The organism is Ferdinandcohnia sp. GQ5, from assembly GCF_059759275.1.
Window position 1 is genome coordinate 140,617 of sequence record NZ_JCAXEW010000002.1, and the last position, 17,973, is coordinate 158,589.

Genomic DNA, 17,973 nt, shown 5'->3' on the forward strand with positions numbered 1-17,973 from the left:
AGTATATTACGAACATTTAATCTAATTTATTATTTTTATAATAATCATTTATTTGAATCTATGATTGATACATTTATTATTGACTTTGTATACATGGTAGCCCATCATGTAAAGTAGGCTAGTACCCTACTAAAACGACAATCGGGTGATAAAAATGGAGCTACAACAACTAAAATATTTTCAGGCGGTTGCTCGATTAGAACATATGACTCGTGCAGCTGAAGAACTAAATATCACACAACCTTCTTTAAGTATTACGATTTCAAGACTAGAAGAAGATATCGGGGTTCCTTTATTTGACCGTTCTGGCAGGCAGATAAAATTAAATGAGTTCGGAAAGATCTTTTTAAAACGAGTAAACCGTGTTTTCTCCGAACTTGATGAGGGGTTTCGTGAGGTAAATGATTTAGCTGGACTCGAGTACGGTACGGTGTCATTAGCCGCTACAAATCTGGTCTTACTTCCAGAATTATTAAACACATTCTTATCACAATATCCTCAAGTTAAATTTCGACTTTTTCAGGACACTACCATAAAAATGCAACAGCAGCTAGAGAAAGGTGAGGTCGATCTTTGCATAACGTCCCCGCCTGTTGAAGGACGTGGAGTTAAGAGTATTCCTCTTTTTATGGAAGAAATTATCCTAGTCGTTCCTAAGCAACATCGTTTTGCAAACCGGGAAGAAATAGACCTACATGAGTTAGAAAACGATCCTTTTGTTAGTTTAAAAACAGGGTATGGGATCAGAGACACTGCCGATTCTTTATGCAAACAAGCAGGTTTTGCTCCCAATATCGCATTTGAAGTGAACGAACCATCCTTGGTTTCGTATCTTGTCCAGTCTGGAATAGGAGTTGCCTTTTTGCCTATGAATGCTTGGAAAGGGAATTTAGAACAAACTACTTCATGTCTACACATTAAAGCACCCCTATTCCAACGGACGATTGGGTTGTCCTGGTTGGAGGAGCGCTATTTTTCAGCTGCATCACAACGTTTACGCCAATTTGTGATTGACTATTTCTCTCGTTTTTCGATGGATTAATCGAAAAGAAAATTATATAAAAGGCCTTGGAAACATCAATCTACTAATGTGCCTTTTATATAATTTTCATCTTTTCTTTCTATCTTAACGCTACAAGTTTTTTGTTAATAAGTATATCTTTCAGTTCATGCTTTTTCACTTTTCCTGTTGGAGTCTTCGGGAATTCATTTACAATTACAATATGATCAGGATGTTTATAGTCAGCCACTTTGGGTTTAATAAATGATTGAAGTTCTTCCTCTGTAACATGTCTTCCAGGTTTTAGCATGATCGCTGCACAAGAAACTTCCCCGAGAACACTATCGGCTACACCTACAATTGACACTTCTAATACATCTGGGTGAGTATAGAAAACTTCCTCAATCTCTCCTGGATAAATATTATAACCACCCCGAATAATAAGATCTTTTTTACGTCCAACTATTCGGATATATCCTTTCTCGTCTTTCGTTGCAAAATCACCTGTATAATACCAGCCTTCGTCATCAATTACCTCTTTAGTTTGTTCCGGCATTTTATAATAACCCTTCATTATACCAATTGTATGGCAAGCAAGTTCTCCAACTTCGCCACAAGCAACTTCTCTTCTCTGTTCATCAACCACTCTCAATTTTACATTTGGAAGAGCTCTGCCTACAGTCTCTGATTGGGTTATATCATCATCATTGATACTTGTGTAAGTTAAATACGGCGAAGTTTCAGTCATCCCATAGCTTACTAGAACCGCACATCCCAATTCTTCTCTTACTCTTTTTACAATTTCAACCGGACAAGGTGCCCCACCCATTAACGCTAAACGTAAGGAAGATAGATCATACTTTTTCAATGCTGGATGATTTAATTCAAGAATAAAATTCGTTGGTACTCCTGGGTGAATAGTGATTTTTTCCTGATCAATTAGTTGCAATGCTCGTTCGGCTCTAAACGATTCCATTAGGACTGCCTTTCCTTGACAAATTAGCACTCGTAATATTGCCGAAATTCCCATTATATGAAAATATGGCGTTAGATGTAGGATGGTGTCATTATGATTCGTTTCAATTGCAGTACTACACGATACGTTTATATCCACAAGGCTGCTATGAGTTAACATGGCACCCTTTGGCTTGCCTGTTGTCCCCGAAGTATATACAAAGGCAAATACATCTTCTTTAACATCAATCTTTGCATGCTGAAACTCATTTTCACGACCAAGTTCCCGCAAATGCTCTAAGCTCATCATTCCATCAGATTCAAACCTGACAGAGATTATATGTTCGATGGTCTCTACCCTGCTCTTAATCGATTGAATTTGACTCAGGTGATCTACTTGATCGTATTCTTTAGGAAAAAATACGATCTTCGCTCCTGAATGATTTAAGACATATTCTGCTTCGTCTTCACGGTAGCGAGTATTAAAAGGAACTAAAATTGCACCTAACTTTGCAATGGCAAAGAAGATGAGAACAAATTCAGACCATACAGGTAACGTTACTGCTACACGATCACCTTTCTTCACTCCCAATAAACTAAGGCCAGAAGCAATCTCAGTAGAGATCATCTCCATCTCTCGATAGGTGAATCTGTGCTTCCCATCATACAAAGCTTCTTTGTCTGGAAAATTTCTATAGGCGTCTTCAAGTAATTGAGGTATCGATTTACCATAACACGAAGTTAGCATATTCAGCTCTCAACCTTTCAACTTTTAAATTCAACTTATAAAATAGTAAAAAAAAAGGAAGAGAAGGTTCCTTCCTTTGATTTTGACTAATTACGATAGTTCAAAATAGGGCAGTGTTAACTCTTCATCTATTGTTTCATAAATAACGGTAACAGGCATATCAATACTAATTTTTTCTCGGTTCCCTTTGATTCGACTAACGATACGAACACCCTCATCAAGTTCAACAATTGCTACCACATATGGTGTTTCTTTATCAAAGGGTGGCGCATTTCTATGAACAACCGTATAGCTGTAAATTCTCCCCTTTCCACTAGCTTCAACCCAAGTGATGTTTTCAGAAAAACAGTGTGGACAGAGATATCTAGGATAAAAGATATGATTCTTACAATCTTCACAATATTGAATGATTAGTTTGTTGTTTTTTACACCTTCCCAAAATGTCCGATTGTCATTATCGACTAATGGTCTCGGTTTTCGTTGTTCCATATTAATCCCTCCCCAGTATCAATGTAGATGTAGAGGAAAGCGTACCGCCAGTACCATTAACTAATGCAATTTTTGCATCTTCGACTTGTCGTGCACCACACTCACCTCGTAATTGCTGAGTTGCTTCAATTATTAAGAAAATACCGTACATTCCTGGATGACAGTAGGAAAGGCCTCCTCCATTCGTATTTAAAGGGAAACTGCCACCTGGCGCTGTTCGTTGGTTACTTACAAAGTCGCCTCCTTCTCCGGGCTTACAGAAACCAAGAGATTCTAATGTTAATAGAACAGTTATCGTGAAAGAATCGTAAACTTGCACGATATCAATTTCATCGTGAGTAACTCCGGCCATTTCCATTGCACGTTTCCCAGATTCACGGGCTCCAGTTACAGTTAAATCAGGCATTTGTGCAACCGAATTATGCGTATGCGTTTCCCCATGACCCAAGATCCAGACTGGTCTGTTCTTTGCTCTTGCAGCAGCCTCTGCAGATGCGACCACAATTGCACCCCCTCCATCATTAACCAAGCAGCAGTCTAGTAAATGGAGTGGTTCAGCGATCATGGGTGAATTTAGAACATCATCAATAGTGAGCGGTTTTTGCATCTGTGCTTTCTCATTTAACATTGCCCATTTCCTCGTTGCAACCGCAATTTCAGCAAGATGTTCTGAGGTTGTTCCATACTGATGCATATGCCGCATCGCAGCCATTGCGTAATGCCCTACTGGAGTCGGAAATCCGAATGGCTCTTCATACGTTAAAGTTAATTCTTTAAGAAATGGATAGCGATTTGTTCGATTGGTACTGCCATATGTAATGAGTGCAACATTAAAAAGGCCCGCTTTAATTCCCGCTACTGCATGTGCTACATGTGATTCGAAGGATGAACCACCAATATTCGTACTATCTGTATATTTAGGTGAGATTCCCAAATATTCTCCTAACATTAAGTTTGGAAATTGGGCCCAGTTTCCTGCAGTGAACAATGCCTCTACATCGTCTTTTGTAAAACCTGCATCATCTAGTGCCCGCTTCGCTGCTTGTGCTTGAAGCTGCAACACATTACTCCCTGGTAATTTGCCTAAATCCGCTTCAGCTACACCAACAACGGCAGCTATACGTTCAGATTTCATTGTCTTCACACCCTTCTTCTTTCTTATTCATGATAAAATGTAATGGTAGCATCCCCTGTAATAACTTGTTTTTCTGGTGTTTCTGATGAAATCTTAAAGACAACAGTTCTATTAACCTCATCCTTTGCAACCACCTTTGCACGGCATGTAACGACATCGCCCGGAAATACCATGCCTGTAAATCGAACGTTTAGATTACTTACAAACCCTTTATTTCCGGCCAAATTCGTGAGCAATTGGCCGATATACCCAACACTGAGCATTCCATGTGCAATGACGCCTGGTAGGCCTGCGTTTTTAGCTGTTTCTTCATCAGTATGAATTAAATTAAAATCCCCTGATGCACCAGCATATTGAACCAAATGAACCTTTTCAATTGGAGGTTTTACAAGCGGTTTTAATTCTTGATCAATTTCAAATTCACTCCATTGCATCTAAGCCATCCTCCTTAACGATAGATAATCGTTGTTTTTGATGAAAACACATATTCCCCTTCTAAATCTTCACCTTTTGTTTCTAAAATGATGAATAACATTTTCCCACCATTTTTACCATCCTTTTCAAAAACATCTACCACTTCACTTACACATCGTAGAATATCTCCGGCAACAATCGGCCGCTTATATATAAACTCCTGTCCCCCATGCAATGTACGGCTTTTATCCATATTACTTAATCCTGGTTTAGGGATTGTAAGGGTCATTGGAAAGGTCGGTGGAGCTATCAAGCTTCTATACCCTTGTTCTTTTGCTGCAGTTTCATCATGATAAATGGGATTATCATCTCCAATAGCTCTTGCAAACGCTCGAATAGCACCTTTTTCAATTTCAAACTCGTAAACTTCACTCTTGCAACCGACAATGCTTTTATCTACTATCATAGCTATCAACCTACCTTTATTTCATTCTATTAATGAAAGTTGTAAAATTTAGCGATAATGTTAGCTTTCTCCTCCACCAATATTAATGCAGTCTCCAGCAACATAACTAGATTCATCACTAACCAAAAATGCAACCACATTCGCAACATCCTCTGGATTTCCGACTCTTCGCATTGGAATGCGCTTACTAGCATCACTTACCATTTGCTCAAAAGTAATACCACGTCTTTCTGCTGTAGCTCTTGTCATATCAGTTGCAATAAAACCAGGGGCTACGCAATTAACGTTGATATTGAACTGACCAAGTTCTAATGCTAATGTGCGAGTCAATGCTTTTATACCTGCCTTAGCTGATGAATAATTCGCCTGGCCTCGCTTACCAGATGATCCTAAACTGCTAGTATTTACAATCTTTCCATAACGCTGTTCTACCATATACTTTTGAACAGCTTTGCAAAATAAAAAGCTTCCTTTTAAATGGGTATCCAGTACGATATCCCAATCACTTTCTGACATCTTAAATACTAGATTGTCTTTTGTTACACCTGCGTTATTTACGAGAATATCAACTCTTCCAAAATGAGATACTACTTTATCAACAGCATTTTCTATTTCTTCCGCTACCGTTACATTACATCCAACTGCGATAGCTTCTCCGCCAGATGCCTGAATTGTACCAACAGTTTCCATTCCAAATTCCTCTTTTAGATCAATAACTGCTACTTTTGCTCCTTCTGCCGCTAATTTAATGGCTGTCGCAGCTCCAATACCTTTCCCAGATCCCGTTACAATTGCTACTTTTCCTTCCAAACGTCTTGTCATACTTTTAACATCTCCCTTTGATTTAATAGGTATAACCTTCTTTATTAATTACGCTTTCTGCAATGCATCGTTTTACTGGTACAGTGTTAATTAAATACGCACGTAACCAATTATCAATTGTCGAAAGATCAGTCGATAATTCTTGCCCTTTTACGACAGCCATTAGACTTCTTTTCGCAAATCGAGCTAAAATTTCAAATGACTCATTGATAAATGTATTGGTTATTTGAACTGCTAACTCCGCATTATGTTCCCCCTGGTTCTTTATTATTTTTTTTGTGCGCAACAAAGCTGAGTCCATCGCATACAGCTGAATAATCATATCTGCAAGATTACTACTTATCTCCTGTTCTTGCTTTAATTGTTCTCCATAATAATCCATAACCTTACCAAGGGTATAAGCATATAGTTTTCTTGAAAATTGAACTAATTGAGCAGAGTTGTTTAAAGAAGATTCAGATATTTCTTCAGCGATTTCTGGTAGTGTGATATCCAAACTTTCCCGTAACTGATTGAGTTGACCCTTTGTTATTCGACTAGTAATGGTATTGGTAATAAATAAACGGTTTATTTCATTCGTACCTTCAAAGATCCGCTTTATTCTTGAATCACGATAAATTTCTTCTATTATATATTCCTGCATATATCCGTATCCGCCATGTATCTGTAAACCCTCATCTGCAGCAAAATCGAGTGTCTCTGAACCAAACACCTTATTAATTGCACACTCAAGCATGTATTCACTAATCGCTTTTCTTGAAATTTCCCCTAAATCGGGATTTCCAAAATCAAGTTGACTCAATCCTGCATCAAAAAGATGGGCTGTTCGATATACCATACTTTCTAAAACAAATGTTTTAATGTTAATATCCGCTAACTTTTGAGCAATTAATGGAAAGGAGGAAATTTTCTTACCAAATTGAATTCGCTGATTTGCATACTTACAGGATACAGTTAAAGCTTCTTTTGTTGTTCCTAAGCAATTTGCACCCACCGAAAGACGGCCAAAATTTAATACATTAAAAGCTATTAAATGGCCTTTTCCTATCTTTCCTAATAAGTTAGATGCCGGTACTTCCACATCCTCAAAGGTTATAGAACAGGTTGAGGAGGCTTTTAATCCCATCTTTTTCTCTTCAGGACCTATTGTTAAACCTTTTGATTCTCTTTCTACAATAAAGGCACTAAAATCAGTTCCATTTACCTTTGCAAAAACAACAAAGATATCTGCAAATCCTGCATTTGTAATAAACACTTTATTCCCATTTAATATGTAGTTTTGGCCATCATCAGAAAGCTTCGCACTCGTTTTTATACCAGATGCATCAGTACCCGATGATGGTTCAGTTAATGCAAAAGCTGTAGCGAGACTACCGGAAACTAGCCCTGGCAAATATTTCTCTCTTTGTTCCGATGTACCAAAAAAGACAATCGGAAGAGCTCCGATACCTACTTGACCGCCAATCGTCATGGTTAGTGAGCTAGTATGGACGTTGAGCGATTCTTTCATTAATGCAAACCTTACTCCATCAAGGCCTAATCCCCCATATTCTTCTGGAAGGGAAGCCCCAAGCAGTCCCACGTCCCCTGCTTTTTTTAATATTTTCCTAGTTAGATCGTAATTTAATGTTTTTGCTGCCTCACCAAGAGAAATAACTTCCTTTTCAACGAAGTCTTTAGTTGTCTTGGCAATCATATGGTGTTCTTCCAAGAAATCCTCTGGTGTAAATACCTCATTGAAGTCCGTTTCTTTGGTAATAAACAAACCACCTTTATCATTTGTAAGCTCATTTGTTACTTTCAATATCAACACTCCTCGATGATTCTTAATCTTTTTCCAAATCTACTAATATACGTTAGAACATTTTATCCGGAATAAACAGAGCAAGATTAGGGAACAAATAAAGAACTAAAATCATAAATAAAATAGGAAGTAAGAAAATTAAAGCACCTTTATAAATCGTACCTATCTTCAACTCAGGAACAACACCATTTAGAATGAGAATATTCATACCATATGGTGGTGAAATAAGCGCTGCCTCAACAAGTAGAACAATGATGATCCCAAACCAGATTAAATCATGTCCCATACTTAGCATGATAGGCATGATAAAAGGAATGGTGATGACAATAGCCGCAATTGAATCCATTACCGCTCCAAGAAATAGATATAACAAGACAATAAACAGGAATGTTAGATAATGTGGAATATCCCAACTCGTAATTGTAGTAGAAACTAAGATTGGCACTTTCGATATTGTTAATAAGTAATTAAATACGAAAGCACACAATACCGTGGCGTAGATAAAACCGGCGGTTCTAGTCGTTCTAACAACTGTTTCTAGAAAATTCGTCCATGTTAACTTTTTCTTAATCATTGCGATAATGATTGCACTAAAAGCTCCTATACCTGCCGCTTCGGTAGGTCCAAACCAACCAAGAAACATCCCGCCGATTACGATTGCAAATATAATGAAGACCATAATGGTACTTTTTAATGAAATAAAGCGTTCCTTCCACGTACTCTTCTCTTCTATAGTTGGTGCCATTTCTGGCTTTACTACAGCAATAAGGTAAATCGTGACGATAAAGCATGTAGCCAGCATAATCCCAGGTATAATACCCGCTAAAAGCAATTTACCAATTGATTGTTCGGTTAACATTCCATAGATAATTAATACTGTACTTGGAGGAATTAGAATCCCCAAACTACCTCCCGCAACGATTGACCCTCCTGTTAAACTCTTAGAATATCCATACCTCAACATTTCTTTCGAAGCCATAACACCAATCGTACCAGTGTTTGCAAGACTTGAGCCTGATGCTGCTGCGAATAAAGTGGATGCCCCGATCGTTGCCATTCCGAGACCACCTTTTAACCTTCCAAACCACGTACGAAATGATGCATATAACTCGCTGCTAATACCTGTTACACTAAGCATTTCTCCCATTAATATAAATAGTGGAATGGTACTTAATGTGTAGTTAAAACTGTGGTCAAAGATAATGGATTCGACTGCTGTAAAGAGTACGGTCTCATTTCCTAAAAATAAGATTCCAATAACTGCAGGTACAGCCATAGAAATTGCAATTGGAATCCGTAACATCATCAAAACTAACATGATTACTATAGCGATAAAACCAACTGTTTCAGCAGACATTAACCACTTACCTCCTTCTCAAGCTGACTGACTTGCTTCACTAATCCTAGAAATGACTTGATAATTCTATTAACAGCTTCCATCCCCCATAGAAAAAAGCCTAAACAAGTAATAAATTTTAAAAAATAATGGGGAAACTCTAAAAGGAGGGTCTTCTCATGAAATTCTGTCAAGTTATGATATCCTGCTTTGAAAAAAATATAGGCAACAAGAAAACAAAATAAAGCCGTTACCGTATAACCAATTCGATCAATCATGACTTGAACTTTAGTTGGAAAATTGTCTACAATAATGCCTATCGTTATATGTCTATCCTCTGATTGGGCAAATGCAAGTGAAAACATAATTAGGAAGACTTGAAATATCGCGACAATTTCGTCGTTACCTATAATTGGTACACCAAACATTCGAAAAACGACTCCAACAAAAGTTGCAAGAACCATAAACAATAGACAAATCATCGAAATCCACTTAATAATACTTGTTGAACGGTCTATTACTTTTGTAATAATCATATTTCCTCCCATTATCGATTGACTTCGACTATATGTTCCAGTGCGAATAAAATAGGAGGGGCTATAGACACTACTTAAATAATCAAGCTATTTCTCAGTTCTACTAACCCTTTCCTATAAATCTCACTTTAACTTAGAAATCAATCTCCTTATTTAAAATAAAACGGTACCGGGAAGCCTGATTCTTTTACCGTTTGCTCATATTTACTCATCATCTCTTCGCCGTTATATCCTTTTTCCTTCGCATCATTCAACCATTGATCCCAAGCAGATCTGGACAGTGCTTGAAGTCTTTCTAATTCTGCATCATCAAACTGAATCACTTCTCCATCTTTTTTGAGCGTTTCTTTAAGCTCATCGACAGCGGCCTTTGAATCTTCTGTTAAATATTTATTAAATAATCCTTCTAATTCGGGAATTAAATCTTCTTGAAAAATGGTTTTAATATCATCTGGGAGTTTATCGTAAGAGGCTTTATTCATAATTGGCATAACTTGAATAACTTTATAAGGAATTTCTACAAAATATGGTGCTACTTCATATAAACTCATATCTCGATATTGGGTAGCAGAAGTAAATGCCCCATCAATAACGCCCTTTGCAAGTGAATCATATAGTTCTTGTGCAGGTACGGAAACTGGAACAGCACCCCATGCTTTAATGTCTTCCACATCACTCTTACTTGCGGCTCGTATTTTCATTCCTTTAAAGTCTTCAAGTTTCCTGACAGGTTTATTCACAAAAATGTAGGATGGAGATCCTGTTGAAAATCCTAGTGAAACAACATCTTTAAACATTTCATCATGATAGGGTTCCGTATATTTTTTAATAATTTCTCCATATTTTGGCACATCATCTGCTGTTACTTGGAATGGTAAATCTCCTAATGTCAATGGAAACATTTCAGTATCCGCATAATAGTGTGAGAACATATAGCTAATATCAGCTACGCCACCTTTTACATCCGTTAAAACAGAATTAGCTCCTCCTAATGTTCCTCCATGAAATAAATTCAGCTTCACTCTACCGTCAGTCTTTTCTTCGACGGATTTGGCCCAAGGTTCTAAAATATTAGCACCAATGTTTGCCGTACTTGATCCATAGTTACCAACGTTAAATTCATATACTTCTTTTTCCTTTTCATTAGAAGATGAACCTGAAGTCTCATCATTGCTATTACTACAAGCGACAAGAGATAACATGATAACCATAACAAAGGCTAAACTTTTGATTAGATGCTTCTTTCCTACTTTCATTAAATGATCTCCTCCTTGCAGATTGTTTGAATACGCTTACAAATCAAGTAGATTTCTATTATGCAGCCCCCTTCTAACTCACTAGGTGAATTACTAGTTCAAAAATATTGTATATGTTCCTAAGTATTATGTCAATAAATTCTAAATTATTCGTTAATTATTTTTGCACTATCGATATATTGTAAATTACCGACTACTGTTTCACCTATTTGGAAAAATATGAGAGTTTGACAAAAATAAACCAAGAATATATGATTTAACATAATATTATGATTTGTAACAATGCAGTGGATTCAACTTCTAAAAAAATAATATATAGGCAGGTTAGTAGAATGAGAGATATTAAAGTGCAATCTATCCGTGTTATTGATCGGCTAATCAGTGTCTTAAATTGCTTTAGCAATGAATATCCAACATTGTATATTGAAAACATAGTTGAAAAAACTAAGTTACCAAAAGCAACTGTTTATCGAATTTTATGGTCGCTAGAGCAAAACGGTTTTATTCAATATGATGATAAAGAAAACAATTATAGCCTTGGACATAAGTTTTTAGAATTTGGTGAAATTGTGAAAGAAAATCAAGATGTTCTGAAAGAAGCCGGAGCCATACTCTCGAAAGTCCATATTGAATTAGGATTTCCGATTTTAATGGCAGTTAGGCAAAAGGAAAGTATTCAATTCTTACTTGCATTTGAGAATCCAGATGGTATTCAATCAGGCTCTTATGTTGGGAGGAAAAGAGCACTCAATATTGGTGCTCTAGGTATTGCATTGATGGCTTATTTACCCTTAAAAGAATGCAAAAAAATACTTAATCAACTACCTTTAGAAAAAAGAACACCCTATACTTTAGTTGATGAGGATAAATTCCTAGAAAGATTAGACACAATTCGACAAAAAGGTTATTTTGTTGAAAAAGATGAGGTAAATGTCGGATTTTCAGGTATAGGCGTTCCTGTTTTTAATCGAAATCAAGAAATAATTGCTGTAATTGGAACTTTCGGTTCTAACTTTGATATGAATCCAAAGGTAAATAAAAAAATAATTAAGACATTAAAAGATACAGCAGATCAACTCTCTAAACGAGTTGGACATTTAATTAGTTTACAAGGAGACTTGACCTTTTTCTAAACGACTTAATCTACTTGATAAGAAATTGGCTGCATCTTCACGTCTATTACGGCGGACTGGCCTGAGTTTACTATTTCAATCGCATTCTTTAATGCAGATTCTAATTCTTCTGGTTTTGAAATGGTTTGGGCAAAGGCCCCGCCTGCTGCTTCAGCGATTTTTGCAAGATCTGCTGGTTTGTCAAAATTTACCCAATAATGATCGTCACGTTTTGCAATGCCGTCGGGATGTTGCTTTAAGAGATTCATTTTTGTTGCATTCCAACCTTGGTTATTAAAAATAATTGTCAAAAATGGCGCATTGTATTTTCGTGACATCCAATGAACAGATGATGGCACACTAAATAAATAGGTTCCGTCTCCAGTAAGACTCACTACTGTTTTGTTAGGCTGTGCCAACTTAGCACCAATAGCTGCTCCCCCATTCCAACCTAATGATGAGCCTCCATTACCAAACATAGTCCCTGGTTTTATTCGTGGTATCCCTTTAAAAATTGCACTTGTACTAGTGATTGTTTCATTTAAAATAATCGTATCTTCGTCAATTACATTCCTTAAACAACGTGAAACCCATTCGGGAGTTATCACACCATTTGTTGGAAACACTTCTCTCTGTCTCCATTCTTTCCTTTGGGAATTATGACGTTCTTTTAGTCGACTGAAACGTTCTTCAATAGTAGAGTGGTCTAAGTTTATCTTCTTCGCATAATTTAACAATTGTGTAAGTGCATGATATGAATCTGCTTGGAAGGTTAAATCTGCTGGTATATACGCTAACGGGATTTTTTCTTTTATTGGATCATTATCAATAAAGATGACTTTACATGAATCATTTAGATCGTTGACTGTGGGAATCCAAGGCACATCACAATCCAATACGACAACCACGTCTGCATTATCAAGTAGGTCACCACCCTCAAATCCCATGTGCAGAGGATGTTCAGTCGGGTAATTCATATAACTAGGATTACTTTCAATTACAGGAATAGACAGTAATTCACAAAATTCTACAAGTAAATCTACGCTTTCTATATTTCTACCTAAATATGAGGTTATTAAAATAGGATTCTTGGAATTGGCCAACGTAGAAAAGATTTGTTCAATTCCTGCATCTGTTAATGCTGTAGGTTCCTTTGGTTTCCAACGAGAGGTAAGATCTTTCTTTGGCTGAACTTCTTCTTCTAATACTTCCCTAGCGCCAGTTAAATAGACTGGCCCTTTCGGTTCTGTATTAGCAATTTGCATTGCACGATAAACTAGTTGTTTCACGTTTTTTCCTGTTCGAATGTCATATTCCCATTTGACATAACCCCTTACTATACCACGTTGATCATATACATTTTGCAGATAATTAATTGGCGAATTACGGCTCCCCGCTAATTCACCCTCCATTGTTGAAGGAGTCTCACCTGAGAAGATAAAAACTGGCACTCTCGACCGTGCGGCATTATGTAAGCTACCACCCAAGTTTTGTGTACCAACATCCGTATGTACAATCACCCCCTGCGCCTGACCACTTAGTTGATAGTAGCCATGTGCAGCACTCAGTGCAACATATTCATGGGGAGAAATAATGACTTTTGGTAATGGTCGACCTAGTGCTTTCGCCTTTGCAAGTCCCTCGATGAGTGCAGGGTGATCACTTCCAAGATTGCTAAATAAATAGGATATACCTGTCTCTTCAAATGCTTCTAACAAGGCATCTGCTGTTGTATAACGACTTAGACTTTCCATCGTACTTCCCCCTAGTTGGTCGTTTTATAGTAATTAATAGCATGAAACTCTGTGAACTCTTCAAAGATTGTTTCGGAATTCTCTCTTCCTATGCCACTTTGCTTTACTCCGCCAAACGGCATATATTTATGTCCAAGAGGAGATTGATGTGAAGAATTAATAATGGTCATACCAGCTTCTATTTTTCTTGCCAACTGAAGCGACCTGTCATAATCTGATGACCATATTGATGAACTTAATCCCATTTCGCTGTCATTCGCCATATGAATGACTTCTGCTTCACTTTTGTATGCGATTAATGGAATAATTGGTCCAAATTGTTCACAGGTGACAAGGTCATGGTATGGATCTATATCCCTTACAATAACAGGATGCATATAGTATCCATTTTCCCAATTATCTGGTTCTAGCTTCTGACCTAGCTTCATGATGTTTGCGGAACTATTATCTAACCTTTCTAATAATCTCTTTACATTTTGAAATTGATTTGGATTATTCAAAGGTCCAAATGTTGCGTTTTCATTCAATTGATGTCCAATTTTATATTGGTCCGTAATTGTACACATTCGTTCATAAAATTCATCATACAAAGTTGTAGGGAGATAGATTCGTTTGATAGCAAAACAAAATTGTCCTGAACGACGAAAAACACCATTAACAATTTTCGGTACAATCTCATCTAGATTTGCGTCATCTAAAATAATTGCCGGGTCATTTCCACCTAATTCAAAGTGAATTCCTTTTAAAGTTTCTGCAGCAGATTTCATAATATGCTTGGCAGTCTCTCCTCCGCCAGTAAACGAAATTTTACGAATGAGAGGATGTGTGGATAATGCCGTCCCTACATCTGCATCCCCATGTACAATATTGATTACCCCAGGCGGGAAAAACGTAGCAATGTTTTTTAAAGCTAAAGTGACCCCAAGTGGTGCAAAAGGAGATGGTTTTATTACAATAGTATTTCCTGCAAGTATGGCTGGAACAACCTTCTGCATAGTTAAAACAATAGGAGCATTCCAAGGCACAATCCCTGCAATAACGCCAATTGGTTTTTTCTCAATCAGGACACCGCTAAATTCATCCTCAATTGTCTTCGTCTGAAGAGCATTCCTTGCTAATTCTGCACTATTTCTCATCACAACAGCTGCCATAGCAAACTCGCTTTTCGATACGTCCAGTAACATTCCATTTTCTAAAGAAACAACATTAGCCAAGTGTGTTGCATCGGTTTCAAATTGTTGAATTGCTTTTAACAGTTTGGAAATACGGACTTCCAATTCAACATTACTCCAACTTTTAAATGTGTTATATGCTTCCTGAATTGCCTTGTCTACATGCTGTACTGATCCTTGTGCTACTAAGCCTACAACATTCGACAACTTACCTGGGTCTCGGACTTCTGTGTATTGGTCCGTTTCTATTTCTTCATTATTGATTAACAAATTAACTTTCATATCTCCGCATCTCCCCAGCCTTACTTTTGATCTACTGTACTTTTCTTATTATGTTCATTGGCAACCTTTTGAAATATGCCCCCCTGTTTGAATAACTCAATCTCTATTTGAGTATCTAGTCGCATCTTTACTGGAAAAATGGTTTGTTTTCCATTTGAATGAATTGCCATTACCTTTAGAGTCTGTTGGGGCGTTGAAATTCGGTCTAGGTCTAATATTGTGAAAGTTTCTTCCCCACTTAACCCTAGAGTTACCCAGCCTCTTCCTTGAGGAAATTCCAAAGGTAGAATTCCCATCATTGCAAGGTTACTGCGGTGAATGCGTTCAAAGCTTTCTGCAAGTACTGCCTGTACTCCAAGTAAATAGGTGCCTTTGGCTGCCCAATCTCTGGCACTTCCTGTTCCGTATTCTTTCCCTGCTATGATAATAAGAGGAATATTTTCATGCTGATATCTCTGTGCAGCATCAAAAACATTCAGGCATTCACCACTTGGCAGATGTCTCGTAAACCCGCCTAGTTTATCTACTAGCCTATTCTGCAGTCTAGGATGCGCAAATGTTCCCCTCACAAGCACCTCATGATTTCCTCTTCTCGTACCGTATGTATTGAAATCAGTACTTTCCACACCATGTTTCATGAGATAAGCTCCTGCAGCACTCTCTTTTAAAATAGACCCAACTGGAGAAATATGGTCCGTTGTGATTGAATCTCCAAGTGCTAATAATGCCCGAAATTCTTTTGGGTTTCCTTTAGGAGAAGCATTTTCTCTTTTACTGAAAAAAGGAGATGGTTTAAAATAGGTTGATTGTGTATCCCAGTTATATAAGGGACCCTCCATATAGTCTAATTTCTTCCATAAAACATCGCCATCGAACACACTCTGATACGCATCCAGGAATAATTCCGGATTTATATAATCTTGTATACAGGTTCTTATCTCCTCTGTATTTGGCCATAAATCTTTTAAATAAACTGGTTGACCCGACACAGTTTTCCCTAATGGTTCAGTATCCAAATCTATATTTATCTTTCCAGCAATTGCATAAGCAATCACTAGAGGTGGAGAGGCAAGATAATTAGCTTTTACTAGTGAATGAATCCGGCCCTCAAAATTACGGTTCCCACTCAAAATAGCGACAGTAGATAAATCATTTTCCTGAATGGCTTTCTCGACTTTTTCATCTAAATTACCACTATTACCGACACAGACTGCACATCCATAACCTACATGATAAAAGCCGAGTTTTTCCATATATTCCAATAGACCTGTACTTTTCAAGTATTGTGTAACTACTTTTGAACCTGGCGAGAAACTGGTTTGTATATGAGATGGTACGGTTAGACCAAGTTGAACGGCTTTTTTAGCAAGTAATCCTGCGCCAATCATATTAATTGGATTAGAAGTATTCGTACAGCTTGTAATAGCTGCAATAACAATGCTGCCATTTTTAAGCCCATGTTTCTCATGATTTTGAGATATATTAACCTTTGTCATCGATTCACCAAAATCACTTAAGAACGAGGCTTTGACTTTTCGTAACGGCATCGTGTCCTGAGGACGTTTTGGCCCGGATATACTTGGCTCAATATCTGATAAGTTAATCTTTATTACTTCAGAATAGGTAGGTATTTTCATAGAATCCGAGTAAAATAAGCCCTGTTCTTTCGAATACCGTTCTACTAAATCAAGTACGGTCTCTGTTTTTCCTGTTAATTCTAGATATTTCAATGTTTCATCATCAACTGGAAAAAAGCCCATTGTCGCACCGTATTCTGGTGCCATGTTAGCAATGGTTGCTCGATCCGGAAGAGAAAGCTGTTTTAATCCTGGTCCAACAAATTCAACAAATTTTCCAACCACATTTTTACGGCGTAACACTCTTGTGATAGATAATGCAGCATCTGTTGCGGTGACGCCTTCTTGCATTTGCCCAGAGATTTCAACACCAACCACCTTTGGAACCAACATACTAATCGGATAGCCAAGCATGACAGACTCAGCCTCAATACCGCCCACACCCCATCCTAAAATACCCAATGCATTTATCATCGTAGTATGTGAATCTGTTCCGATTATGGCTTCGGGGTGTGCAATCATTTCACCATTATCATGACTGATTTGAACTACATGAGCCAAATATTCTAAGTTGACCTGATGGATTATCCCTTTTGAAGGGGGAACGGCACGAAAATTCTTAAATGATTTTTCGGCCCATTTAAGAAAACCATATCTCTCTTTATTACGGGAATATTCAAGATTCACATTTTTCTTGAGAGCATTTGTATTGCCGAAGTGATCAACTTGAAGTGAATGGTCTACTACCAGATCTACTGGAATACTTGGATTAACCTCACTCGGATTGACTCCTTCAGAAGCCAATCTTTCCCTGAGAGAAACGAGGTCGACCAATGCAGGAATCCCGGATGCATCTTGCATAATTACTCGTGATGGCATAAATGGTATTTCATTAGTCTGATTTGAGTTGGTAGCAACCTCAAATAAATCATTTTCTGAAACGGAGAATCTTTTCATCCCCCTCATCATTGCTTCTAAAAAAATCTTAATTGAAAAAGGTAGACTCTCAACATTGATCCCTAAGTTCCCCAAAGATTTCAAGTCATAAAACTGTACTGGGCCCTGTTTTGTTATTAACGTTTTTTTATACAATAGTAACCTCTCCGTTCAAATAGT

General features: G+C 37.4%; 15 protein-coding genes. 2 read left to right on the plus strand and 13 right to left on the minus strand.

Going from position 1 to position 17,973, the window contains the following annotated elements:
• The first annotated feature begins 154 nt into the window (after positions 1-154).
• Positions 155-1,042 (plus strand): LysR family transcriptional regulator, encoded by an 888-nt coding sequence (locus AC6CHV_RS02710; RefSeq protein WP_341331402.1) that lies wholly within the window; start codon positions 155-157, stop codon positions 1,040-1,042.
• A gap of 79 nt (positions 1,043-1,121) precedes the next feature.
• Here the strand turns inward: AC6CHV_RS02710 and AC6CHV_RS02715 are convergent, their stop codons facing one another.
• The 10 genes from AC6CHV_RS02715 to dctP form a co-directional block, all read right to left on the minus strand.
• Complete coding sequence (locus AC6CHV_RS02715; protein ID WP_498078055.1) at positions 1,122-2,702, minus strand: AMP-binding protein; 1,581 nt, start codon at positions 2,700-2,702, stop codon at positions 1,122-1,124.
• Positions 2,703-2,792: 90 nt separating this feature from the next.
• Positions 2,793-3,191 (minus strand): Zn-ribbon domain-containing OB-fold protein, encoded by a 399-nt coding sequence (locus AC6CHV_RS02720; RefSeq protein WP_341331400.1) that lies wholly within the window; start codon positions 3,189-3,191, stop codon positions 2,793-2,795.
• 1 nt (position 3,192) lies between these two features.
• Positions 3,193-4,326, minus strand: a complete 1,134-nt coding sequence (locus tag AC6CHV_RS02725) for an acetyl-CoA acetyltransferase (protein ID WP_099363635.1) — start codon at positions 4,324-4,326, stop codon at positions 3,193-3,195.
• 23 nt (positions 4,327-4,349) lie between these two features.
• Positions 4,350-4,760, minus strand: coding sequence for a MaoC/PaaZ C-terminal domain-containing protein (locus AC6CHV_RS02730; RefSeq protein ID WP_341331399.1), 411 nt, complete (start codon positions 4,758-4,760; stop codon positions 4,350-4,352).
• 14 nt (positions 4,761-4,774) lie between these two features.
• Entirely contained in the window at positions 4,775-5,206 is a 432-nt protein-coding gene (locus tag AC6CHV_RS02735; protein ID WP_498078056.1) for an FAS1-like dehydratase domain-containing protein, read from the minus strand.
• A 60-nt stretch (positions 5,207-5,266) separates the two neighbouring features.
• On the minus strand, positions 5,267-6,028 hold the full coding sequence (gene fabG, locus AC6CHV_RS02740; protein ID WP_498078057.1) for a 3-oxoacyl-ACP reductase FabG: 762 nt from the start codon (positions 6,026-6,028) through the stop codon (positions 5,267-5,269).
• 22 nt (positions 6,029-6,050) lie between these two features.
• Positions 6,051-7,832, minus strand: a complete 1,782-nt coding sequence (locus AC6CHV_RS02745; RefSeq protein WP_498078058.1) for an acyl-CoA dehydrogenase FadE — start codon at positions 7,830-7,832, stop codon at positions 6,051-6,053.
• Positions 7,833-7,884: 52 nt separating this feature from the next.
• Positions 7,885-9,189: a TRAP transporter large permease gene (locus AC6CHV_RS02750; protein ID WP_341331395.1), complete on the minus strand. Its 1,305-nt coding sequence runs from the start codon at positions 9,187-9,189 to the stop codon at positions 7,885-7,887.
• The gene (locus tag AC6CHV_RS02755; protein ID WP_341331394.1) at positions 9,189-9,704 is read right to left on the minus strand and encodes a TRAP transporter small permease; all 516 of its coding nucleotides are present in this window, start codon (positions 9,702-9,704) and stop codon (positions 9,189-9,191) included. The genes AC6CHV_RS02750 and AC6CHV_RS02755 overlap by 1 nt, the downstream gene beginning before the upstream one ends.
• A gap of 149 nt (positions 9,705-9,853) precedes the next feature.
• Entirely contained in the window at positions 9,854-10,960 is a 1,107-nt protein-coding gene (dctP, locus tag AC6CHV_RS02760) for a TRAP transporter substrate-binding protein DctP (protein WP_498078059.1), read from the minus strand.
• 332 nt (positions 10,961-11,292) lie between these two features.
• On the opposite strand from dctP, the gene AC6CHV_RS02765 reads away from it, so the two are divergent.
• Entirely contained in the window at positions 11,293-12,093 is an 801-nt protein-coding gene (locus AC6CHV_RS02765; RefSeq protein WP_498078060.1) for an IclR family transcriptional regulator domain-containing protein, read from the plus strand.
• A gap of 5 nt (positions 12,094-12,098) precedes the next feature.
• Here AC6CHV_RS02765 and AC6CHV_RS02770 read toward each other — a convergent pair whose 3' ends face one another.
• From AC6CHV_RS02770 to acnA, 3 genes are read right to left on the minus strand one after another with little or no spacing between them, the layout of a single operon-like run.
• Entirely contained in the window at positions 12,099-13,826 is a 1,728-nt protein-coding gene (locus tag AC6CHV_RS02770; RefSeq protein WP_498078061.1) for a thiamine pyrophosphate-requiring protein, read from the minus strand.
• Between the two features lie 11 nt (positions 13,827-13,837).
• On the minus strand, positions 13,838-15,280 hold the full coding sequence (locus tag AC6CHV_RS02775; RefSeq protein ID WP_498078062.1) for an aldehyde dehydrogenase family protein: 1,443 nt from the start codon (positions 15,278-15,280) through the stop codon (positions 13,838-13,840).
• Positions 15,281-15,300: 20 nt separating this feature from the next.
• Entirely contained in the window at positions 15,301-17,949 is a 2,649-nt protein-coding gene (gene acnA / locus AC6CHV_RS02780) for an aconitate hydratase AcnA (RefSeq protein WP_498078063.1), read from the minus strand.
• Positions 17,950-17,973: the final 24 nt, after the last annotated feature.